This is a genomic window from Leucobacter sp. Ag1, from assembly GCF_000980875.1.
Classification (GTDB): domain Bacteria; phylum Actinomycetota; class Actinomycetes; order Actinomycetales; family Microbacteriaceae; genus Leucobacter; species Leucobacter iarius.
Map to the genome: position 1 here is coordinate 1 of NZ_LAYO01000090.1, position 21,456 is coordinate 21,456.

20 protein-coding genes are annotated in these 21,456 nt (G+C 70.7%); 15 read left to right on the forward strand and 5 right to left on the reverse strand.

Features of this window, described 5'->3' with window-relative positions:
* A partial coding sequence (locus XM48_RS07045; protein ID WP_046455101.1) for a 1-acyl-sn-glycerol-3-phosphate acyltransferase occupies positions 1 to 319 on the reverse strand: 319 nt, incomplete at its 3' end.
* A gap of 157 nt (positions 320 to 476) precedes the next feature.
* Here XM48_RS07045 and XM48_RS07050 point away from each other — a divergent pair.
* Positions 477 to 1,469, forward strand: coding sequence for an FKBP-type peptidyl-prolyl cis-trans isomerase (locus tag XM48_RS07050; RefSeq protein ID WP_046455137.1), 993 nt, complete (start codon positions 477 to 479; stop codon positions 1,467 to 1,469).
* Positions 1,470 to 1,473: 4 nt separating this feature from the next.
* Positions 1,474 to 2,568, forward strand: coding sequence for a 1-deoxy-D-xylulose-5-phosphate reductoisomerase (dxr, locus tag XM48_RS07055; RefSeq protein WP_046455102.1), 1,095 nt, complete (start codon positions 1,474 to 1,476; stop codon positions 2,566 to 2,568).
* 63 nt (positions 2,569 to 2,631) lie between these two features.
* Here the strand turns inward: dxr and XM48_RS07060 are convergent, their stop codons facing one another.
* Entirely contained in the window at positions 2,632 to 2,979 is a 348-nt protein-coding gene (locus tag XM48_RS07060; RefSeq protein WP_046455138.1) for a TfoX/Sxy family protein, read from the reverse strand.
* A gap of 85 nt (positions 2,980 to 3,064) precedes the next feature.
* Between XM48_RS07060 and XM48_RS07065 the strand changes: the two genes are divergently transcribed.
* The 4 genes from XM48_RS07065 to ispG all read left to right on the forward strand — a co-directional run bounded on the left by XM48_RS07065 (position 3,065) and on the right by ispG (position 7,732).
* Positions 3,065 to 4,435: an RIP metalloprotease gene (locus tag XM48_RS07065; RefSeq protein ID WP_197074166.1), complete on the forward strand. Its 1,371-nt coding sequence runs from the start codon at positions 3,065 to 3,067 to the stop codon at positions 4,433 to 4,435.
* Between the two features lie 55 nt (positions 4,436 to 4,490).
* Positions 4,491 to 5,753 carry a CapA family protein gene (locus XM48_RS07070; protein WP_046455103.1) on the forward strand — a complete coding sequence of 421 codons (1,263 nt, stop codon included), beginning with the start codon at positions 4,491 to 4,493 and terminating at the stop codon, positions 5,751 to 5,753.
* Position 5,754: 1 nt separating this feature from the next.
* Positions 5,755 to 6,528, forward strand: a complete 774-nt coding sequence (locus XM48_RS07075) for a M15 family metallopeptidase (RefSeq protein ID WP_052961348.1) — start codon at positions 5,755 to 5,757, stop codon at positions 6,526 to 6,528.
* Between the two features lie 76 nt (positions 6,529 to 6,604).
* Entirely contained in the window at positions 6,605 to 7,732 is a 1,128-nt protein-coding gene (gene ispG / locus XM48_RS07080) for a flavodoxin-dependent (E)-4-hydroxy-3-methylbut-2-enyl-diphosphate synthase (protein ID WP_046455141.1), read from the forward strand.
* Here ispG and XM48_RS07085 read toward each other — a convergent pair.
* Entirely contained in the window at positions 7,722 to 9,191 is a 1,470-nt protein-coding gene (locus tag XM48_RS07085; RefSeq protein ID WP_046455104.1) for an RNB domain-containing ribonuclease, read from the reverse strand. The two genes, ispG and XM48_RS07085, sit on opposite strands and share 11 nt — an antisense overlap.
* A gap of 74 nt (positions 9,192 to 9,265) precedes the next feature.
* Here XM48_RS07085 and XM48_RS07090 point away from each other — a divergent pair, with 74 nt between their 5' ends.
* Genes XM48_RS07090 through XM48_RS07100 form a run of 3 tightly spaced genes read left to right on the forward strand, consistent with a single transcriptional unit; the run spans position 9,266 to position 12,719 of the window.
* The gene (locus XM48_RS07090; protein ID WP_231580832.1) at positions 9,266 to 9,799 is read left to right on the forward strand and encodes a PadR family transcriptional regulator; all 534 of its coding nucleotides are present in this window, start codon (positions 9,266 to 9,268) and stop codon (positions 9,797 to 9,799) included.
* A complete protein-coding gene (locus XM48_RS07095; RefSeq protein WP_046455106.1) occupies positions 9,796 to 10,482 on the forward strand; it encodes an ABC transporter ATP-binding protein in 687 nt (228 codons plus the stop codon). The genes XM48_RS07090 and XM48_RS07095 overlap by 4 nt, the downstream gene beginning before the upstream one ends.
* Positions 10,479 to 12,719 (forward strand): FtsX-like permease family protein, encoded by a 2,241-nt coding sequence (locus XM48_RS07100; protein ID WP_052961349.1) that lies wholly within the window; start codon positions 10,479 to 10,481, stop codon positions 12,717 to 12,719. The genes XM48_RS07095 and XM48_RS07100 overlap by 4 nt, the downstream gene beginning before the upstream one ends.
* Positions 12,720 to 12,736: 17 nt before the next feature.
* Here the strand turns inward: XM48_RS07100 and XM48_RS07105 are convergent, their stop codons facing one another.
* Positions 12,737 to 13,468 carry an aspartate/glutamate racemase family protein gene (locus XM48_RS07105; protein WP_084821053.1) on the reverse strand — a complete coding sequence of 244 codons (732 nt, stop codon included), beginning with the start codon at positions 13,466 to 13,468 and terminating at the stop codon, positions 12,737 to 12,739.
* 218 nt (positions 13,469 to 13,686) lie between these two features.
* Here XM48_RS07105 and XM48_RS16885 point away from each other — a divergent pair, with 218 nt between their 5' ends.
* A complete protein-coding gene (locus tag XM48_RS16885) occupies positions 13,687 to 14,934 on the forward strand; it encodes an amidase (RefSeq protein WP_052961350.1) in 1,248 nt (415 codons plus the stop codon).
* Between the two features lie 4 nt (positions 14,935 to 14,938).
* Here the strand turns inward: XM48_RS16885 and XM48_RS07115 are convergent, their stop codons facing one another.
* Entirely contained in the window at positions 14,939 to 15,850 is a 912-nt protein-coding gene (locus XM48_RS07115) for a LysR family transcriptional regulator (RefSeq protein WP_052961351.1), read from the reverse strand.
* A 119-nt stretch (positions 15,851 to 15,969) separates the two neighbouring features.
* Here XM48_RS07115 and XM48_RS07120 point away from each other — a divergent pair, with 119 nt between their 5' ends.
* From XM48_RS07120 to XM48_RS07140, 5 genes are all read left to right on the forward strand, one after another.
* Positions 15,970 to 17,559 carry an amidohydrolase gene (locus XM48_RS07120; RefSeq protein ID WP_046455108.1) on the forward strand — a complete coding sequence of 530 codons (1,590 nt, stop codon included), beginning with the start codon at positions 15,970 to 15,972 and terminating at the stop codon, positions 17,557 to 17,559.
* A gap of 86 nt (positions 17,560 to 17,645) precedes the next feature.
* A complete protein-coding gene (locus XM48_RS07125) occupies positions 17,646 to 18,629 on the forward strand; it encodes an ABC transporter substrate-binding protein (RefSeq protein ID WP_231580833.1) in 984 nt (327 codons plus the stop codon).
* 25 nt (positions 18,630 to 18,654) lie between these two features.
* Complete coding sequence (locus XM48_RS07130) at positions 18,655 to 19,629, forward strand: amino acid ABC transporter permease (protein WP_052961352.1); 975 nt, start codon at positions 18,655 to 18,657, stop codon at positions 19,627 to 19,629.
* A complete protein-coding gene (locus XM48_RS07135) occupies positions 19,626 to 20,390 on the forward strand; it encodes an amino acid ABC transporter ATP-binding protein (protein ID WP_046455109.1) in 765 nt (254 codons plus the stop codon). Before XM48_RS07130 ends, XM48_RS07135 begins: the two co-directional genes overlap by 4 nt.
* A complete protein-coding gene (locus tag XM48_RS07140) occupies positions 20,387 to 21,445 on the forward strand; it encodes a P1 family peptidase (protein WP_052961353.1) in 1,059 nt (352 codons plus the stop codon). The genes XM48_RS07135 and XM48_RS07140 overlap by 4 nt, the downstream gene beginning before the upstream one ends.
* Positions 21,446 to 21,456: the final 11 nt, after the last annotated feature.

A 21,456-nucleotide genomic window follows, 5' to 3' on the forward strand; every position in this document is an offset into this window, starting at 1 on the left:
GCGCGGCCTGCGCGGCGGATCCGGCGGAGCGATGCACCGGGATCGCGCCGATCCCGCGGAAGAACCAGCCCCCGATGCGCGAGGAGAACAACGACTCCTTCGCGAGGAACTGCACCTGGCGCGGTGCGAACGAGGGGATCAGGATCGTGTCGAGGCCGCTGAGATGGTTGCTCGCCAGCAGCACCGGACCCGCGACGGGCACGTGCTCGCGGCCGGAGACCCGGGGGCGGAAGCGCAGGCGCAGGAGCGGGCGGAGCACGGCGCGCCCGATGAAGAAGACGGGCCCGGGGCGTGCGGAGTCTGCTACGGGATCGGACACGTCACGAGCCTAATCGCAGGTGCGCCCCCGGGCCGGGTGACCGATCGGCCTGTCCGGGGTGATCATCGGCGGGTCCCTGGCACGACGCTCAGGCGGGGCCGGGGAAACTCCGGCATGATGGAGGAAAACCGTGCCTCGACCGTAAGGATCCGTGTTCGTGAAGCGTCTGAGCCTCCTCATTCCCGCAGCCCTCGTGCTGCCCCTGGCCCTCGCCGGCTGCACCGCTCAGGCGGCCCCCGGCATGCCGAAGGACTGCACGCCCGCGGGCGACGCCAGCAAGTCGGTCCAGGTCGAGGGCGACTTCGGCAAGACGCTGAAGCTCACCTCCAAGACGCCGCTGAAGGCCAAGGAGCTCGAGCGCTCGGTGCTGATCGAGGGCAAGGGCAGCACCACGGCGAAGGACGGCGGCGTCTCCGCGGCGGTCACCCTGTTCAACGGCCGCACCGGCAAGGTCGTCCAGGCGATCCCCGAGACCCCGCTCATGAACGACTCGCAGCAGCTGCCGAACTGGGCGTACCAGGCGGTGCGCTGCTCGGTGAAGGACCAGCGCGTCGCGATGGTGATGCCCGCGAGCGACCTCGCCAACGGGCAGCCCGCCTCCTCGCTCGGGATCCCCGACCTCAAGGACGGCGACTCGATCGTCGCGGTCATCGACGTCACCAAGCAGCAGCCGGGCACGCTCTCGGAGGGCAAGCTGCTCAAGAAGGCCGAGGGCACCGCGAAGAAGGCGCCCGAGGGCTTCCCGACCGTGAAGCTGGCCGAGAACGGCGAGCCGACCATCACGATCCCGAAGGACGTCAAGCCTCCGACGACCCTCAAGACCGCCACGCTCATCGAGGGCAAGGGCGAGACCGTCAAGCCCGGCGACCGCGTCTACGTCAACTACCGCGGCGTGATCTGGAGCACGGGCAAGGAGTTCGATTCGAGCTGGAGCCGCGGCAAGCCCGCCGACTTCCTCACCACCGGTGTGATCGGCGGATTCCAGAAGGCGCTCGAGGGGCAGAAGGTCGGTTCGCAGATCATCTCGGTCGTCCCGGCCGCGAAGGATCAGGGCGGCTACGGTCCCGAGGCGCTGCAGCAGCAGGGGCACAAGGCGGACGACGTCATGGTCTTCGTGCTCGACATCCTCGGAACCGTCCACGAGGGATAATCCCGTGCGCCGCATCGTCATCCTCGGCTCGACCGGTTCGATCGGCGAGCAGGCGCTCGACGTGGTCCGCCGCAACCCCTCGCGATTCCAGGTCGTCGGCCTGATCGCGGGGTCGCAGGCGGACCGCGTCCGCGCGCAGGCCGAGGAATTCAACGTCGAGCACACCGGGCTCGGCGCCGACGAGGCGGTGCAGCTGATCCGTGAGGTACCGGCGGACGTGGTGCTCAACGGCATCACCGGATCGGTCGGGCTCGGCCCGACCGTCGCCGCGCTCGAAGCGGGGCGCACGCTCGCCCTCGCCAACAAGGAATCCCTGATCGTCGGCGGCGATCTGGTGACGGGGCTCGCGGCGCCCGGCCAGATCGTCCCGGTCGATTCCGAGCACTCGGCGATCGCGCAGGCGCTCCGCTCCGGCTCCGAGCACGAGGTGCGACGCCTCGTGCTCACCGCGTCCGGCGGGCCGTTCCGCGGGCGGAGCCGCGAATCGCTGCGCGACGTGACGCCGGCGGAAGCGCTGAACCACCCGACCTGGAACATGGGACGGGTCGTCACGACCAATTCCGCGACCCTGGTCAACAAGGGCCTCGAGGTGATCGAGGCGCACCTGCTCTTTGGCGTCTCGTACGGGGACATCGAGGTGGTGGTGCACCCGCAGTCGATCGTGCACTCGATGGTCGAGTTCATCGACGGATCGACCATCGCGCAGGCCTCGCCGCCCGATATGCGTCTGCCCATCGCGCTCGGTCTCACCTGGCCGGGCCGCCTGGCGAACGTCGGCGCACCGATCGACTGGACCCGCGCGACGAGCTGGGACTTCGAGCCGCTCGACGCCGAGGCGTTCCCCGCCGTCGACCTCGCCAAGGAGGTCGGGCGCGCCCGACGCAGCTACCCCGCGGTCTACAACGCAGCCAACGAGGAAGCGGTGGATGCGTTCCACGACGGGCGCATCGGCTTCCTCGACATCGTCGACACCGTGCGCGACGTGCTGGAGGCGCACGAAGCGCCCGCCCAGCTCACCCTCGACGCGCTGCCCGAGATCGAGCGCTGGGCGCGCGAGCGCGCGCAGATCGTCATCTCGGCGCGCGCGGGGCGGCGCTGATCCTGCGACTCCTCCGTCGCGCAGGATGACGGTTGGCTCCTCCGTCGCTCGGGAGGACGGCGGCTACCGCTTCGGCGCGCGGGGTTTCTTCGGTTTCGGCGCGGGGAGCGCGTCCGCGGTCACCCGGGTGAGCTCCTCGAGCCAGTCGCGATCCTCCCAGCGGTCGCCGCCGATCAGGTAGTACATCTTCGAACCGGGGTAGGCCTCGGACTCCTCGACCGGACCGAAACCCTCGAGCCACGCTCGCCCCTCGGGCGTCGGCTTGATGAGCAGCTCGTCATCGCAGATGAAGGCGATCACCTTCTCGTCGCGATAGAGCGCGTACTCGCCGAACATGGCCTTGGTGCGGAAGATCGGCGCGCGGCCGAGCTGATCCATGAGGAACTCGATCGTTTCGGGCCTGGTGCTCATGCTCGGAGTGTAGTCGCCGCGATTCGCAGCGGCTCCGGATCCCGGCCACAGCCCGACCACAGCGCGCGGGCGGTACGCTGAACCGGTGTTCGATGTGCTGCTCTACGTGCTCGGGATCCTGATCATCCTCGTCGGGCTCGCCGTGTCCATCGGACTGCACGAGATCGGTCACCTGGTCCCCGCGAAGCTGTTCGGGGTCAAGGTCACGCAGTACATGATCGGCTTCGGACGCACCATCTGGTCGCGTCGCAAGGGCGAGACCGAGTACGGCGTCAAGATGATCCCGCTCGGCGGCTACATCTCGATGATCGGCATGTTCCCGCCGTCCAAACCGGGGGAGGCTCCGCGGGAGTCGACCACCGGGTTCCTGAACTCCGTGGTCCAGGAGGGCGCGCCGCGCCGGGGCGTGGCCGGCATGGTGGACGAGGCGAGGCTCGCGAGCGCCGAGACCATCGAAGTGGGGGAGGACTCGCGGACCTTCTACCGGTTGCCGTCCTGGAAGCGCATCATCATCATGCTCGGCGGGCCGTTCATGAACCTCGTGCTCGCGTTCGTCTTCTTCGCGATCGTGCTGTGCGGGTTCGGCGTGCCGCAGAATAGCACGACCCTCGGCTCGGTGAACGAGTGCCTGAAGTCCGCGTCGCAGAGCGGGGAGACCGCCTGCAGCGCGAACGACCCCGAAGCGCCCGCGGCCGCGGCCGGTCTGCGCCCCGGCGACAAGATCCTGTCGATCGACGGCACCTCGGTCCGCGATTGGAACGCGTTCCGCGACACCGTCAGCGCATCGCCCGGCCGCACCCTCTCGATCGAGATCCAGCGCGACGGCGAGACGAAGCAGCTCTCGCTCACTCCCGTCACCAACACGCGCGTCGTGACCGACGCGAACGGTCAGACGGTCAAGAACTCCGACGGCTCCGCGAAGACGGAGCAGGTCGGCATGGTCGGCGCGACTCCCGCGTCGGAGCTCGTGCAGCAGCCGATCACCGAGGTGCCCGGCTTCGTCGGCGACAACGTCGTGCGCGTCGCGGGGGTCGTCGTCGGGCTTCCCCAGCGCATGGTCGACGTGTGGAACGCGGCCTTCGGGCCGGAGCAGCGGGACCCGAACGGCCCCATGAGCGTCGTCGGAGTCGGACGCCTCGCGGGCGAGATCGTGAGCACCGACGCCCCGGTCGCGGCGAAGGCGCAGGTCATGTTCGGCCTGCTGGGATCGCTGAACGTCGCGCTGTTCGTGTTCAACCTGGTCCCGCTCATGCCGCTCGACGGCGGCCACGTCGCCGGTGCGATCTACGAGGCGATCAAGCGCGGCATCGCCCGCCTGCGCCGCAAGCCCGATCCGGGGCCCGTCGATACCGCCAAGATGGTCCCGATCACCTTCGGCGTCGTGATCGTGCTCGGGGCGATGACCGTGCTGCTCGTCTACGCGGACCTGGTGAAGCCCATCTCGTTCTTCGGCTGAGCGGAACGCCGGTCGCGCTCGGAGGCGCCCAGGCGGCGCTCGGTAGTGTGGTCGCATGTCTGACGATCCGAACCTGGTCGCACCGGCCCGTCGCCGGCCGGCCCGCCGCACCCGGCTCGCGATCACGCTGAGCGTCGTCGCGCTCCTGCTCATCGGCGGGGGAGCGGCCGCCGCGTTCGCGTTCATGCCGCACCCCGTCGAGCCGAAGCCGAAAGCCTCCTCCTCCGCGACCCCGTCGCCGAGCGCCTCGTCGAAGCCCACCACTCCGGACGTCCCGAAACCGATCTCGGTGATCGCGATGGGCGACATGCTGCCGCACGACTCGGTCAACCAGAACGCCAAGCAGGCCGACGGCACCTGGAACTACGGCCAGTTCTTCACCGGGATCACGAAGGAGCTCGACGCTGCGGACGTCCGCTTCTGCAATCAGGAGGTGCCGAGCGCCGGCGTGGAGTTCGGGATCAGCGGCTACCCGACGTTCAACGCGCCGACCGAGTTCGCGCGGGACCTGCGCAAGACCGTCGGCTGCGACCTCGTGAACACCGCGACGAACCACACCGCCGACAAGGGGGTCGAGGGGATCGCCGCGACCCGCAAGGCCTGGGACGCGCTGAAGCCCGCCATCGTCGACGGGGCCAACCGTAGCGCGCAGGAGCAGCAGACGGTCCCGATCTTCGAGAAGGACGGCGTGAAGATCGCCCTCGTCTCGTTCGCGGAGTACTCGAACGCGCCGATCGACGGCGTCTCCCTGAACCTCATGAGCAACGACGCCCTCGTGGCGCAGCTGATGGCACAGGCGCGGAAGCAGGCCGACGTCGTGATCGTGTCGGCGCACTGGGGCACCGAGGACTCGCACGAGGTGAACGATCAGCAGCGCGGGTTCGCGCAGAAGGTCGCGAACCTCGGGGCCGACGTGGTGATCGGGACCGGGCCGCACGTGCTGCAGCCCGTCGCCTGGCTCGATCGCTCGGGCGGCGGTCGCACCCTCGTCTGGTACTCGATCGGCAACATGCTGAACACGCAGATCGCGCTCGACCAGCGCACGGGCCTGATCGCCGGGTTCGAGCTCGCCCGCGCGAAGGCGGGCGGCCCCGTCACCGTGCAGAACCCGACCGGGGTGCTCACCTACATGCACTACGACTGGACCGCGGAGGACGAGGCGGCGAACCGGCTCGACGCACGGAAGAACCTGTCGATCACGCCGCTCGCCGACTCCGCATCGCTGCTGTCGCGGACCCGCTTCGGCGTGACGCCCGCGCAGCAGGCCGAGGCGTCCGCGAAGATCCTCGGCCCCGACGTGAAGCTGGAGCCCCGCTAGCGTGCGCGGGATCCGGGTGCTGTCCGCCGTCACCGCCTGCGCGGTGCTCGCGAGCACGCTGCTGGCCTGCGCCCAGGAGCCCGAGCGCTCGGCGTCGAAGCCGAGCAGCGCCGCACCGAGCACGTCGTCGCCTGCCCCGAAACCGAAGCCGACGACGCCCGCCTTCGACCGAGCGGCGCACTCCATCGACGACCCGCAGTCGATCTGGGTCGTGAGCAACAAGCGACGAGCCCTGAAACCCGTCGACTTCGCTCCGAGCGACCTGGCGATGCCCGAGGGCGTCGAGAATGAGTTCGCGCAGCCGCTGAGGGCGCCCGCAGCCGCTGCCGTGGTGCAACTGATCCGGGGTGCCGAGCAGGCCGGGCTCACGGTCCGGATCATCAGCGCCTACCGCGATTACGCCACCCAGGTGACGCTCTACGACCGCTACGTGGAGCGCGACGGGAAGCAGCAGGCCGACACCTACTCGGCGCGGCCGGGGCACTCGGAGCATCAGACCGGTCTCGCGGTCGACCTCGATGATTTCGGCGATTGCTACCTGGCCGCCTGCTTCGGGCGGACGCCGGCGGGCACGTGGATCGCCGCGCACGCCGCGGAGTACGGCTTCGTGATCCGGTACCCCGAGGGGAAGCAGGGCGTCACGGGATTCATGCCCGAGCCCTGGCACCTGCGCTACGTCGGTCCCGAGCTCGCCGCCGAGATGAAGCGCACCGGGGTCACGACGCTCGAGGAGTTCTTCGGGCTTCCGGCGGCCCCCGACTACGCGACGCCGTAGCCCGGCGTGCCCGCGTTCGAGGGCGCGCACAGCCCGCGCCGGTAGAATCCTGCTCGTGGCAGCAATCAACCTGGGCATGCCCTCGGTTCCCGAGGTCCTCTCCCCGCGACGCACATCCCGCCAGATCCGCGTGGGTTCCGTGATGGTGGGAGGCGACGCGCCGGTCTCGGTGCAGTCGATGACCACCACGCCCACGACCGACATCAACGCGACGCTGCAGCAGATCGCCGAGCTCACGGCCGCGGGCTGCGACATCGTTCGCGTCGCCTGCCCGAGCCGCGATGACGCCGAGGCGCTGCCGATCATCGCGATGAAGAGCCAGATCCCGGTGATCGCCGACATCCACTTCCAGCCGAACTACGTGTTCGCCGCGATCGACGCGGGCTGCGCCGCGGTGCGCGTGAACCCCGGCAACATCCGCAAGTTCGATGATCAGGTCGGCGAGATCGCGCGGCGCGCGAAGGCCGCCGGCGTCTCGCTGCGCATCGGCGTCAATGCCGGATCCCTCGACCCGCGCCTGCTGCAGAAGTACGGCAAGGCGACACCCGAGGCGCTCGTCGAGAGCGCGGTCTGGGAGGCGTCGCTGTTCGAGGAGCACGACTTCCACGACTTCAAGATCTCGGTGAAGCACAACGACCCGATCGTCATGGTCAAGGCGTACCGCCAGCTCGCCGAGCGCGGCGATTGGCCGCTGCACCTCGGGGTCACCGAGGCGGGTCCCGCGTTCCAGGGCACGATCAAGAGCGCGACCGCGTTCGGGATCCTGCTCTCCGAGGGCATCGGCGACACGATCCGCGTCTCGCTGTCGGCGCCCCCGGTCGAGGAGGTCAAGGTCGGTCTGCAGATCCTGCAGTCGCTGAACCTGCGCGAGCGGAAGCTCGAGATCGTCTCGTGCCCCTCGTGCGGTCGGGCTCAGGTGGACGTCTACACGCTGGCGGAAGAGGTCACGAAGGGCCTCGAGGGCATGAGCGTGCCGCTGCGCGTCGCCGTCATGGGCTGCGTCGTGAACGGCCCCGGCGAGGCGCGCGAGGCGGATCTCGGTGTCGCGTCCGGCAACGGCAAGGGCCAGATCTTCGTCAAGGGCGAGGTCATCAAGACCGTGCCCGAGCACGAGATCGTCGCGACTCTGATCGAGGAGGCCAATCGGATCGCGGCCGAGATGCCGAACGCCGAGTCGGGGAGCCCCGAGGTCGTCACGCTGTAGCGGCGAGCGGCTCCGCGTCGTCGGCCTCGGCGGCCGAGAGCGAGATCCTGCCCGTCGCGATGTCCGCGGCGGTCACGCGCACCTCGATCCGGGTCCCGGGCGTCGCGTCGGCGATCTCCGCGCTCGCGACGACGGGCGGGTCGTCGAGCAGCAGGCGGGCTCGGCTCGGGCTCGCGTCGACCACCAGGGCCGTGCGCAGCTCGCCCAGGCTCGGCGCGAGCAGCGCCGCCTCGATGCGGTCGAGCGCCGAGGCCTCGGCTCGTGAGGCGCGCTGAGCCGAAGCACGCATCAGCTCCGGAAGCTCCGGGAGGCTCGTCCGCGCCCACTCCGGGATCGGGGTTCCGGCGCTGATCGCCGCGCAGATCGCCAGGCCCCAGCGATCGACGAGGCGGCGCAGGGGAGCGGTCACGTGGGCGTACGGCGCGGCGATCGCCGCCTGCGACGGCTGCTCGGGGACGGCGCCGTCGAACGGGGTGTAGCCGGCGCCGCGGAACAGCGCCGAGGCCGCCTGCAGCAGAGGCACGGACTCGGGCGCCGCGCCGTCGATGCCGTGCAGGAACTCGCCGTACTCGACGTCGGGCGCCCACGGGTGGCCCAGCGCGGCGACCTGCGATCGGAAGCGGGCGATGGCCGCCTCGTCCGGCTTCGGCATGGTGCGCAGGATCCCGATGCCGCCCGCGAGCATGAGCTCGGCAGCGGCCATGCCCGTGAGCAGCGAGAGCTGGGCGTTCCAGTCCTCGACGGGGAGCACGCTCCGGCGCTCGATCCGATACCCGTCCGCCGGGTCCTCGACGACCTCCTCCTCGGGCATCGGCAGACTCGCCCCGCCGCGTGCCCGCTCCTGGGCGATGCGGAGCTCGCCCACTTCGCGCAGCAGGAGCAGCTGCTCGTCGGCCCGGCCGCCGTCGATCTCCCGCTGGGCGCTCGCGTAGTCGCGCTGCGCGCGGGAGCGGATCAGGGCGCGCTCCACCCGGGCGTCGGTCTGCGCGCCATCGGCGTCGAGCTCGATCGTCCAGACGTAGGCGGGGCGCTCCTCGGCGGGGAGGAGCGATGCGCGCCCCTCGCTGAGCGAGCGGGGGTGCAGGGGGATCGAGCCGTCGGGGAGGTAGATCGTCTGCCCGCGGAGGCGGGCCTCGGCGTCCAGGGCGCCGCCCGGACGGACGAAGCCGGGTACATCGGCGATCGCGTAGCGCACCGTGACGCCGCGGCGACTCTTCGCGAGGTGGAACGCCTGGTCGAGGTCCTTCGACCCGAGGGGATCGAGCGTGCTGAACGGGATGTCGCGCAGGTCGTTCCCCGGGTCCTCGGGGCGCGTCGACGCCGCCTCGGCGAGCGCTTCGGGCGAGAACTCGTCGGGGAGCTCGAGCTCGTCGCGGAGCGCGGCGAGGCTCTGTTCGAGCGCGGCGCGCTCGTCGGCTGCGGTGGGGACTCGGGGGAGGGAGACGTGCCGGCTGGGCATGGGCTCAGCCTAGCCCGACCAGGCTCATCACCCATGACTTGCGCATCTATACATTCGGTGTATACGCTCGGTGTATGAGCGGAATGAATAGTTCGAACGCCCTGCTCGGCATCCTGGGGACGGGGCCGGGCTACGGGTACGACCTGAAGCACGATTACGACCGGCTGTTCGGCGCCGAGAAGCCCCTCGCCTTCGGGCAGGTGTACGCGACCCTGGCGCGCCTGCTCAAGCACGGTCTGATCGAACTGCTCGGCGACGAGGCCGGCGGCGGCCCCGACCGCAAGCGCTACGAGATCACCCCCGCCGGCCGGGAGCGCATCGCCGAATGGCTCTTCGCCGTCGAGGTGCCCTCGGCCGCGCTCCAGAGCGACCTCTTCGCGAAGACGGTGATCGCGCTGCTCCTCGACGACGACGCCGAACGACTGCTCGACGCGCAGCGCTCCGGCCACCTGGCGCGCATGCGCGACCTCACCAAGCGCAAGATCGGATCCGATCTGCCGACGGTGCTGCTGTGCGACCACGCGCTGTTCCACATCGAGGCCGATCTGCGCTGGATCGACCTCACCTCCGCGCGCCTCGGCGCGCTCCGCGAGGAGGTGCGCGCGTGAGCTCGGCACCTCCCATCCTGCGGCTCCGCGGCGTCCGCAAGCGCTTCGGTCTCGACACGGCGCTCGATGGCGTCGATCTCGACGTGCGCGCGGGCGAGGTGCTCGCGATCATGGGCCCCTCGGGATCCGGAAAATCGACGCTGCTGCACGTCCTGGCAGGCGTGTACGCGCCCGACGAGGGATCCGCGCACTACCTCGACACGCTCGTGAGCGAGCTGGGGGAGGCCGATCGGGCCCGGCTCCGGCTCGAGGAGTTCGGCTTCGTGTTCCAGTTCGGACAGCTGCTGCCCGACCTCACCGCGCTCGACAACGTGGCGCTCCCGCTGCTGATCGCCGGTCGACCGCGTCGGCAGGCGGTGCGCCAGGCGAAGTCCTGGTTGACGCAGCTCGGTCTCGCGGACCACGCGGGCAAGCGTCCCGGCGAACTGTCGGGCGGGCAGGCGCAGCGCGTCGCGATCGCGCGTGCGCTCGTGACCGCACCGCGCATCGTCTTCGCCGACGAGCCGACCGGTTCGCTCGATTCGCTCTCCGCCGAGCAGGTCATGGCGACCCTGCTCGAGCTCGCGAAGGGCACCGGCGCCACCGTGGTCATCGTCACCCACGATCCCCGCGTCGCCGCCTATGCGGACCGCGAGGTCGTGGTGCGCGACGGACGCATCTCGGGCGTCGGGATCCTCGCGTGAACGCGCTCCGTCTCGGCTGGCTGTTCGCCCGCACCGAGCGGTCGGGGCGCGGCCGGCTCGCCGGCGTCGCCGTGGGGGTCGCCGTCGGCGTCGCGCTCATGCTCCTCGTCGTGGCGGCCTACAACGGGCTCAACAGCCGCAACGAGCGCTCGACCTGGACCTACCTGTCGGGCGAGCACGCGAACGCGGAGCGGACGGAACCACTGGGACCGGACGAGGCCATCGCGGTCACGAGCGGCCGGGTGGGAGCGGCGCCCGAGCCGTTCCGGGGCGCCGGGATCGCCCGCCTCGATGTCGCGACGGCGCCCGATACCGCGCTGCGGATCCCGGGCGTCGACCGGATCCCGCGACCGGGGGAGTACCTGGCATCGCCGGCGCTCGAACGGTTGATCGCCGCGAATCCAGCCGACCAGCTGGGGGACCGGTACGGGAAGCCCATCGGCACCATCGACGACTCGGGGCTCGCGAGCCCCGACGCGCTCGTCGCGGTGGTCGGCGCCGATGTCGATCAGGTGAAGAACCGGCTCGGAGCGACGCTCGTGCACGGCTTCGGCACCTTCGCCTTCCCGAGCCAGGGCTACGAACTGGTCACCCTCGCGGGCGGATTCGCCGTGATCTTCCCGGTCGGTGTGCTCATCGTGATCCTCACCAGACTCGGGCAGGCCGCGCGCTCCGAGCGGATCTCGACGATCCGCCTCATCGGGGCGCGTCCGAGCCAGGTCGCGGGCGCGACGGCGGTCGAGACGGGGCTGCCGAGCCTCGTCGGAGCGCTCCTCGGGGTCGGCCTGTTCTGGGCGCTGCGTCCGGTCGCCGCGATGGTGCCCGTCGAGGGGATGCGCTTCTACCCCGACGACCTCGCGGTGTCCGGCGGCGTTCAAGCGGGCGTCGCGCTCGGCGTGGCCGCCATCACCTGCGCGATCGCCTACGTGACCGCGCTGCGGACCGGATTCGGTCCGCTCGGCGCCAGTCGCGAGCGGCAGGAGCGTCGCCCGCGGATCCTCTCGCTGCTGCCGCTGGTGCTCGGCGGCGCGGTGATCGCCGGAACGACCGTGCTGACCATCTCCGGGGTGCCGATCCCGTTCACCGGCGAGCTGCTCATCGCGGGATTCGTGCTGATGACCACGGGGCTGCTGTTCGCCGGGCCGTACCTGACCGGGCTCGTGAGCCGCGCGGGTGCGCGCGGCAGCGGGCGGCCATCGGTCCTGCTCGCGATGAACCGGATCACCCGGCACCCCCGCGCGACCTTCCGCGCAGTCGGCGGCATGGCGCTCGCGCTCTTCGTCGTGACCACCTTCGTCGTCGGGGCGACGACGGAGCGCGAGGCGGAGTTCGCGATCGCCCCGCCCGCGGAGCTCCTGAGCCCGAACGTGCTCGTCGCCTCCGTCGCGCCGGGCGAGCCGGACACCGACGCGCGGCTCGAACGCGGTCTCGCGCAGATCGCGCGGACGCCGGGCGTGAACGCCGCGTTCGTCGGGCGCTCCTTCGAGGGCGTCACCGGCGAGGGGACCGAGCAGATCTCGGGCCTCGTGATCCCTGCCGAAGGTGCCCGCGCGATCGGGCTCGACCCCGCCCCCGACGCCGAGTTCGTCGCGATCGAGGACCCGGGCGGGTACTTCGGCAACTTCGAGGTGACCGGTGAACCCGCGCGTATCTCGACCGTCTCGGCGGCGGCCGCGATGGCGATGAATCCCATGCAGGTGCTCATCGGCACCGACGGCTCCGCGGCCGCGCTCGATCGGGCCCGCACCGCCGTGGTCGAATCCGACCTCCCGCTGCAGGCGGGGCCGACGACGCGCGCCGAGGACGCCGGCATCGGCATCGGAGCGGCGAGCTGGGCCGCGAGGTACTCGATTCTCGCGGGGATCGGCGTGCTCATCGCCGCCGCCATCTCGGCGATCTCGCTCGCGATCTCGACGGCCGCCGGGATCATCGATCGGCGACGCGTGCTCGGCCTGCTCCGGCTGAGCGGTGCGCCGGCACGGCTCATCAGGCGCATGATCGTGATCGAGACGGCCGTGCCGCTGCTCGCGGTGATCGTGCCGAGCATCGGGCTCGGATGGCTGTCGGCGTGGGGGCTCGTGACCGGGCTGTCGGAGGGGCGGCGCACGGTCTCCGTTCCGGATCCCGAGGCGTTCGGTGTGCTCGGCGTGTGCCTGCTGCTCGTCGGTCTCGCGGTCGCCGTGGCCTTCGCCGCCTCGCGGCCGGGGCGCGGTGCGGCGGCGACCAGATTCGAGTGAGCGGGCAGGTCTCCCCGTCACCGCACGGCGGCGACGGGGAGCGCCAGCGCCGAGCGGACGCAGGCTCGAGCCAGCGCAGCCGTCGGATCGACGATCCGAGGGCCGGCATCGATCCGCTCGCTCAGGATCGGCAGCTCGGTGCAGGCGGTGACGACCCGCGTCGCCCCGCCCCGTGCGAGCGCTTCGAGGACCGGTGCCAGCAGCCCGACTCCGCGTTCGATCTCGCCCGCTTTCACCGCGGTGATTGCGGCGATGACCGCGTGCTGCTCCGTGTCCCGCGGATGGAGGACTGCGACACCGTTGCCGATGAGTCGATCCGTGTAGATCCCGCTCGCCATCGTCGCCGCGGTTCCGAGCACCGCGACCGCGCCGGGGGGCGGCTCGGCACCGCTCACGGCGGTCAGGATCTCGTCCACCGTCGAGCCGATCATGTCGAGCACGGGTACTCCCACCCGTCGCCGCACGGCGGCGAGGAACAGGTGCGCCGTGTTGCAGGGCACTGCGATGAAGTCCGCCCCGGACTCCTCGAGGAGACGGGCGCCCGCGGTCAGACCGCGCACCGGGCTCGGCCCTCCGCGGAGGAACGCTTCGGCCCGGTCCGGGATCGAGGGATCCGACCAGATGAGCGTGCGGAGGTGATCCTGATCCCTGCGCGCGGGCGTCGCCTCGACGAGCTTGCGATAGAAGTCCGCGGTGGCGGCGGGGCCCATGCCCCCCAGGACGCCGACGACGGGTGCGGAGGATCCCATGACCGCCATTCGCGTCTCCCTCCACGCCTCGCAACCGGCTCCGACGCCGGTTCCTTCACGCTAGATCCGTGCGGCGCACCAGCGCATCCCCGCGGGCACGCGGGTCGTCGATGCTGAGCCGCAGCAACGGTGAGCCTCGTGGCGCGACGTGCCGCGGGTGCCGCTGCTAGCGTGAGCCGAGCGCCGGGAACGGACGCGGATCGGAACGAGGGGGAGCGATGGAGCGGCCGACCACGGAGGGTGATGACGGGATCGTGATCCTCGCGCTCCACGAGGACGAGCGACTTGCCGGCAGCGCGCGCCGGGGTGTGCTGCGCGGCCTGCGCCTCGCGGTGAAGGACAACATCGACATCGCGGGCGTCCCGACGACCCAGGGCTCACGGATCGCGGTAGAGGTCGCCTCGGCGACCGCGCCCGTGGTCTCGGCGCTCGAGAAGCGTGGTGCGACCACTGTCGCCAAGGTCAACCTGCACGAGTTCGCCTACGGTACGACGAGTGCGAACCCCTGGTTCGGCGCCGTGCCCAATCCAGCGCGGCCCGACCGAATCCCAGGCGGATCCTCCGGAGGCAGCGCCGCTGCGCTCGCCGCGGGTATCGCCGACCTCGCGCTCGGCACCGACACCGCGGGATCCATTCGGATGCCCGCCGCGTGCGTCGGGGTCGTCGGTCTGCGCCCGCGCACCGGAAGTCTCGATCAGGCGGGAGTGCGCCCCCTCTGCCCGAGCTTCGACGCGGTCGGGCCGCTCGCTCGCACCGTCGCCGACGTCGTGCTCGCTTGGGATGTCCTGGTCGACGGAGCGCCGGGACCCGCTGCGGGCGCCCGCGACCGGCGCCGGAACGGGGCGCTACTCGACCGGGAACCCTCGCCGGGGCCGCGGATCGGACTGATCGGGTTCGACGTCGACCCCGCGACGGGCATGGCGCACGCGCTGAACCAGTGCACGGGGTTGGACGGGCTCGGGTCGGCGCTCGAGAAGATCGGTGCGCGCATCGATCCGGACCCCGGTATCGACTACGCCGGGCTCGACCGCGTGCAGGACGAATTCTGGCCCGCATTCCGCTTCGAGGCATCGCGCACGCACGCGGCATGGTTCCCCGCTCGGGCCGAGGAGTACGACCCGAGCGTTGCGCGCAAGCTCGCCGGCGCGGCCGGCGTCGAGCCGGAGGTGCACTCGGCGTCGCTCGCGGCTCTCGCTCGGCGCCGCACCGCCTTGATCGCCGACTGGGACGAGCGCGGAGTCGACGCCGTGCTCACGCCGACGCTCGGCTGCCCAGTGCCGTCGGTCGGGGCCGACGAGTTCGCCGTGCAGGACGCGCTGGGCCGATTCGTAGCGCCGTGGTCCGCGCTCGACCTGCCCGCCCTCGCCATCGGTGGCGTGCAGATCGTCGGCCGCACCGAAGCCGACGTGCTCGCGCTCGGGCTGAGGCTCGAGGCAGAGGGGCTCTTCGCGCGGCCGGCTCCCTGACCCGCTAGCTCACGAGCGCCCGCTCGAAGGCGCGCCGCATCGCCTCGATGACGGCGTCGGTTGCGGCGCGCGGCGCCGGGGGCGAGACGAGGGCGTGCAGGCTGCGGGAGAAGTGCAGGCCGATCGCGTCGACCGCGACCGTGCTCGCCGGCGCCGCGCTCGCGACGGTCTCGGGGACGAGTGCCGCGGCGGAGCCCGAAGCGACGAGGTCGACGAAGACTTCGAAGTCGTCGGCGTAGGCGAGGGGGCGCGGGAGGATCCCGGCGGTGCGGAACGCATCGGCCATGACGGTCGCGTCGCTCGATCCGGGGTGGTGCAGGGCCCAGGGCAGACCGGACAGGGTGTCGGCCTGCACCGCTCCGTCGCGGTGCAGATCCCACTCGCGGGGGAGCAGCAGCCGGTAGCGTTCGACGCCGAGGTCGATCTCGGTGAGCGTCGCCGGCCAGGCGAGTCCGGTGCTCGAGCATCGATAGACGACGGTGAGGTCCGGGGTGTCGCCGTCGGTCAACGCTCGGATCGCCGCCGACGGGTCGTGGACGGAGAAGCGCACACGGGTGCCGGTCGCGACGAGACGCGGGTCGTGCAGGATCTCGGGAGCGACGACGCGGGCGAGGCTCGCGTAGAGGGCGATCGTGATCTCGTCGACGTTCGCCTCGTGGGCGTTATGCGCCGCTCGCAGCACCGCATCGAGGTCCGCGAACACCGGCGCCGCGCGGCGCGCCATAGCGAGCGCGGCCTCGGTGGGCCGAGTGCTGCGCGCAGTCCGTTCGAAGAGAGGGAGTCCGGCCGCGGCCTCGAGCGCCGCCATCTGCTGGGACACGGCCGAGGCCGTGTAGCCGAGCCGATTGGCGGCACCGGCGAAGGATCCGTGGCTGATCACCTCCACGAGAGTTCGCAAGTGAACGGGATTGAGCATCAGTGATCCTTATTCTCAGCGTATCGGATTGCAGCGGCAGGGGGATTGGTCGCCGCGAACAATGGACTCTATTGTTGCTTGCATTGGCATCGACGCCAAGAGGTGAAGGAGGAACGCTGATGGTCAAGCGCCTGTTGACGCATCCGAGGATCCTGGCCGACAACGGCCGACCGCTCGACGGCGTCGACGCGATCCTCGTGGACGACGGCCGCATCGCGGCGCTCGGATCCCGACACGACCTTCGAGCGGCGCATCCGAGGATCCCCGAAGTCGCGCTGCCCGGCGCGGTGCTCGTCCCGGGCTTCCACGATGCGCACATCCACACCGGCAACGTCGCCCGCGGGCTCTCCTCCTTCGACCTGCGCGAGGCGGACACGATCGACGCCGCGCTCGAGGTGCTCCGCGCTCATCTCGACGCGCACCCGGGCGACGGTTGGGTGACCGGCGGCCGTTGGGACAGCAACCGCTGGCCGACGGGCGTGCCCACCCGTCACGACCTCGACGCGGTCTGCGCGACCCGACCCCTGGCGCTCCCGAGTCTCGACGGGCACTCCATCTGGCTCAACACGCGCGCGCTCGAACTCGCCGGCATCGATCGCACGACCCCCGACCCGTTCGGCGGTGACATCGCCCGCGAATCAGACGGGGAAACCCCCGCCGGTGTGCTGCGAGAAACCGCAGTGGATCCCGTTCGCGAGCTGTCCGAGCGCGGGCAGGACGCGGACCTGCCCGAACTCCTCCTGCGGGCGCAGGCCCACCTGCACTCACTCGGACTGACCCGCCTCACCGATCTCGACGAGCAGCCCACCCGCGAGGCGTTCGCCGCATTGCGCGATGCCGATCGGCTCCGCCTCCGCGTCCACAAGGGCACTCCGATGCCGGACCTCGAGCGAGCGATCGCCGAGGGACGGCGCACGGGCGCGGGTGACCGCTGGATCACCGAAGGACCCGTGAAGCTGTTCTCGGACGGCGCGCTCGGATCCCACAGCGCGCACATGCACGCCGACTTCGCCGACGACCCGGGGAACCGGGGCATCGAGGTCATGACCCTCGACGAGCTCACCGAGCACGTCAGACGCGCGAACACCGCGGGCATCGCCGTCGCGACCCACGCGATCGGCGACGAGGCCAACCGGCGCGTGCTCGACGCGTACGAGCGGAACGTCGCGTTGGCTCGGGAGCGCGGACTCCGCAACCGCATCGAGCACGCGCAGCACCTGGCACACGAGGATCTGCGGCGCTTCGCCTCACTCGGCGTCGTCGCCTCCTTGCAGCCCCTGCACTGCACCACCGACTTCGAGCTCGCGGGGCGCCGTATCGGCGAGCGCCGACTCGCCAACTACGCCTGGCGATCCTTCCTCGACGCCGGCGCGATCCTCGCATTCGGGTCCGACGCACCGATCGAACCGGCGGACGTGCTCGCCGGGATCCGGGCCGCGGTCACCCGCAAGCGCGCCGATGGCACGCCCGACGGCGGGTTCGAGCCCGAGGAGCGGGTGACCGCGGGTGAAGCACTCGCCGCATACACCTCGGGAGCCGCGCTCGCCGCCGGACTCGAGCGTCGTGCGGGGCGCATCGCGGTCGGCTGCGACGCCGACTTCGTCGCGCTCGGCGCCGATCTCACGACCGTCGATCCCGAAACGATCGCGACGATCGCCGTCTCCGGAACGATCGTCGGCGGCGAGGTCGTGTTCGCGCCCGGCGGCTGAGCCCGGGACGCGAGACCCGGCCCCGCACCCGCGAGGCCGCCATCCCACTGCGCCCGGCACCCGCCGGGCCAACCGAAGGAGTCGCAATGATGCAACGTCCGACCACCGTCCGAATCGCTGCGGGGATCATCGCCGTCGGAGCGCTGCTCGTCGGCCTCACCGCCTGCGGCGGCCAGAGTCTCTCCGACGTCAAGAAGTCCGAAAAGGCGGCCGCCTCCGGGGCCTTTTCGAACGACGGTGCCCTGCCGGTGCCGTCGGAGGAGAAGGCGAAGAAGGTCATCGAGCAGATCGAGGTCGATCAGGCCCTCGCGGCGCGGGTGCCCGACAAGATCCGTTCGAGCGGCCTGCGAGTCACCACGTCCGTCGGGTATCCGCCGATGGAGGAGTGGGCGACGAACGGAACCGATGTCATCGGGGTCGATCCCGCGCTCGCGAACGCGATCTCCCGCAAGCTCGGGCTCAAGATGACCATTCAGGATCAGGAGTTCAACTCGATGATCCCGGGGCTCATCTCGGGCCGCTACGATCTGCTGCTCTCTTCGATGACCGACAATGCGGAGCGCCGCGAGACGACCACCTTCGTCGACTACGTGCGGGCGGGCAACGCCTTCCTCGTCGCCGCGGGCAATCCGTCGAAGGTGACGGTCCCCGCTGACCTGTGCGGCAAGACCGTCGCGGTCGTCGAGGGAGGCTCCTCGGCGCTCCTCGCGGAGCAGTTCTCGAAGGATTGCGCTGCGAAGAGCAAGCCCACCTACGACGTGCTGAAGCTCGCGGGCGACAGCGAGGCGAACCTCGCCGTGCAGAGCGGCCGAGCGGTCGCTACGATCACCGACTACCCGGTCGCCGTCGCGCACGCGGCCGATCCGGCGTCGAAGTCGGAGGCGGTGCGCATCGACGGCGACGAGAGCATCTGGGGGATCGGCATCGATAACTCGAACGCGGAGTTCGCGAAGGTAGTGCAGGGCGCCGTGCAGTCCCTGATGGACGACGGCAGCTACGAGAAGCTCCTCGACGCGTGGGGCGTCGGCGAGATGGCGCTCTCGAAGGCGACCATCAACGGCGGGGCCTGAGCGGCAGCGCCGAGGGAGGAACATCGTGTCCGCAGCATCCGGAGCCAGAACGGCTCCCATCGTCGCTCCCGACGGCACCAGCGTCGAGATCGCCCGGCAGTGGCATCCGAAGCGCTGGATCGTCGGCGCCTTCGCTCTCGCGTTCGTCGCCTGGGCGGTCTCCATCGTCGTCTTCAACGAGAACATCCGCTGGAACCGGGTGTGGGAGTACTTGTTCTCCGCCCGGATCCTCGAGGGGGTCTGGGTCACCATCTGGGTGAGCATCGTCGCGACGATCCTCGGCCTCGTGCTCGGCGTGATCCTCGCGGTGATGAAACTCTCTCAGAATCCGGTCCTGCGCTGGATCGCTGAGGGCTACATCTGGTTCTTCCGCGGAACACCGGTGCTGGTGCAGCTGATCTTCTGGTTCAACCTCGCCTTCCTGCTGCCGTACATCACACTGCAGATCCCGTTCACCGACATCGGTATGCGGTGGGACACCAACGCCGTGATCTCGGGATCGGTCGCGGCGCTCCTCGGCCTCGGCCTCAACCTCGCCGCGTACTTCGCGGAGACCGTGCGGGCCGGCATCCAGGCGGTCGACCGCGGACAGACGGAGGCCGCGCTCGCCGGCGGCCTGACGCGTGCGCAGGCCATGCGGCTCATCGTGCTGCCGCAGGCGCTCCGGATCATCATCCCGCCGACGGGCAACGAGTTCATCTCGATGCTCAAGACGACCTCGCTCATCGTGGTCGTCGCAGGCAACGACCTCATGACCCGGGCCAGCCAGATCTACAAGCAGAACAACCTGATCATCGAACTGCTGATCGTCGCGAGCCTCTGGTACATGCTCATGACCGCCATCGCCACGTTCCTGCAGTCCCGGCTCGAGAAACGCTTCGGTCAGGACCGCGTGCGGCTCGTTCGCGGGGAGACCTTCAGCCAGCAGATCGTTCGCGTCGCGACGGGCGCGATCCGCGTGCCGCGCCGCGGCGACGTCAAGGAAGGAGCGGGCGCATGAGCGATGCACTCGTCCACGCGAACGGCGTGATCAAATCGTTCGGCGACCACCGGGTGCTCACCGGGGTCGACTTCACCGTCAGGCAGGGCGAGGTGAGCTGCATCATCGGCCCCTCGGGGTCCGGCAAATCGACCTTCCTGCGCACCATCAACGGGCTCGAGACCGTCGACGACGGCAGCCTCGTGGTCGACGGCGAGCAGGTCGGGTTCCGGTTGCGAAGCGGGCGCTACCACCCTTGGACGGGGGCCGAATGGGCACAGTTCCGATCACGGATCGGCATGGTGTTCCAGCGCTTCAACCTCTACGGCCACATGGACGCTACGGAGAACGTCGCCGCGAGCCTGATCCACGTCAAGCGGATGCCTCGCCGGGAGGCGCAGGAGCGCGCGCTCGAAGAGCTCGCGCGGGTCGGTCTCGCCGACCACACGCACAAGCGTCCGCACCAGCTCTCGGGCGGCCAGCAGCAGCGCGTCGCGATCGCGCGCGCACTCGCGATGGATCCCGACCTCATGCTGTTCGACGAGCCGACGAGCGCGCTCGATCCCGAACTCGTCGACGAGGTGCTCGACACCATGCGCAGACTCGCCGAGGGCGGCATGACGATGATCGTCGTCACGCACGAGATCGGTTTCGCACGCGAAGTAGCCGACACGCTCTCGTTCTTCGATCGCGGCCGGGTGCTCGAATCGGGCACCCCCGAGGAGGTGCTCTCGGGCACTGGATCGGAGCGCACCCGGGCGTTCGTGGACCGGGTCCGGTGAGCGCGCAGGCGCGGCCTCGCGCGCAGGATCTCGGGATCCCGGCTGGAGCGTTTCCCCGGGGCGACTGGAACGCCATCACCGACGTCCCCGGAGTGCGGATCGGGCACGCGACGGTGCGCGACGACCGGCTGAGCACGGGTGTCACCGCGATCGTGCCAGACGCGCTCGGACCCGATCGGCGCTGGTTGCCCGCGGGTCTCTCCGTGGGCAACGGCTACGGGAAGCTCATCGGAGCGACCCAGCTCGTCGAGCTCGGAGCGCTCGAGACCCCCGTTCTGCTCACCAGCACGCTCTCGGCATTCCGCGTCGCCGACGCGCTCGTCGGGTATCTGCTCGAGCAGCCCTGGCACGCCGGCACCACTACGCTGAACCCGGTCGTCGGCGAGACGAACGACGGATTCCTCTCGGACATCCGGAGCCGTCCGGTCGGCGATGCGCAGGTGCGCGACGCACTCGGCGCCGCTTCCGGCGGGCCGGTCGAGGAGGGCAGCATCGGTGCGGGCACAGGCACCGTCGCGCTCGGATACAAGGGCGGGATCGGGACCGCCTCGCGAATCGTCGAGGTCGGCGGACGCACCTGCACCGTCGGGGCGATCGTGCAGAGCAACTACACCGGCACGATGCAGCTCGCAGGCGTCCCGCTCCCCGCCGACGAACTGCTCGACGCGGAGCCGGCGGAGACCATCGGGAACTCCTGCATGATCATCGTCGCCACCGACGCGCCCCTCGACGGGCGTCAGCTCGGTCGCGTCGCCAATCGGGCCGTCTTCGCTCTGCGCGGTACGGGCTCCGACTTCGCGCAGGGGAGCGGCGACTACGCCATCGCTTTTTCAGTCGGCGAGGGGCGGGCGCCTGACGACGACGTGCTGTCTCCCGCGTTCCTCGCGACGATGGAAGCCGTCGAAGAGGCGCTCGTCAACTCGGTGCTGCGGGCCGAGACCCGGATCGGGTTCGAGGGGCGCACCGCCCGTGCGATCCCGATCGACCGGGTTCGGGAGCGCCTGCTGCGCGCCGGGGCGGTTCCGCCCGGTCCGCTCCCTAGACTGAGGCCGTGAGCGCGAACGAA

Bases quoted from the DNA above. Each gene is read 5' to 3' on its own strand.
- XM48_RS07115 (WP_052961351.1), bottom strand. From the start codon at position 15,850: ATGCTCAATCCCGTTCACTTGCGAACTCTCGTGGAGGTGATCAGCCAC.
- XM48_RS07070 (WP_046455103.1), top strand. From the start codon at position 4,491: ATGTCTGACGATCCGAACCTGGTCGCACCGGCCCGTCGCCGGCCGGCC.
- XM48_RS16885 (WP_052961350.1), top strand. From the start codon at position 13,687: ATGGAGCGGCCGACCACGGAGGGTGATGACGGGATCGTGATCCTCGCG.
- ispG (WP_046455141.1), top strand. From the start codon at position 6,605: ATGCCCTCGGTTCCCGAGGTCCTCTCCCCGCGACGCACATCCCGCCAG.
- XM48_RS07135 (WP_046455109.1), top strand. From the start codon at position 19,626: ATGAGCGATGCACTCGTCCACGCGAACGGCGTGATCAAATCGTTCGGC.
- XM48_RS07105 (WP_084821053.1), bottom strand. From the start codon at position 13,468: ATGGGATCCTCCGCACCCGTCGTCGGCGTCCTGGGGGGCATGGGCCCC.
- XM48_RS07125 (WP_231580833.1), top strand. From the start codon at position 17,646: ATGATGCAACGTCCGACCACCGTCCGAATCGCTGCGGGGATCATCGCC.
- XM48_RS07060 (WP_046455138.1), bottom strand. From the start codon at position 2,979: ATGAGCACCAGGCCCGAAACGATCGAGTTCCTCATGGATCAGCTCGGC.
- XM48_RS07120 (WP_046455108.1), top strand. From the start codon at position 15,970: ATGGTCAAGCGCCTGTTGACGCATCCGAGGATCCTGGCCGACAACGGC.
- XM48_RS07085 (WP_046455104.1), bottom strand. From the start codon at position 9,191: ATGCCCAGCCGGCACGTCTCCCTCCCCCGAGTCCCCACCGCAGCCGAC.
- XM48_RS07090 (WP_231580832.1), top strand. From the start codon at position 9,266: ATGAGCGGAATGAATAGTTCGAACGCCCTGCTCGGCATCCTGGGGACG.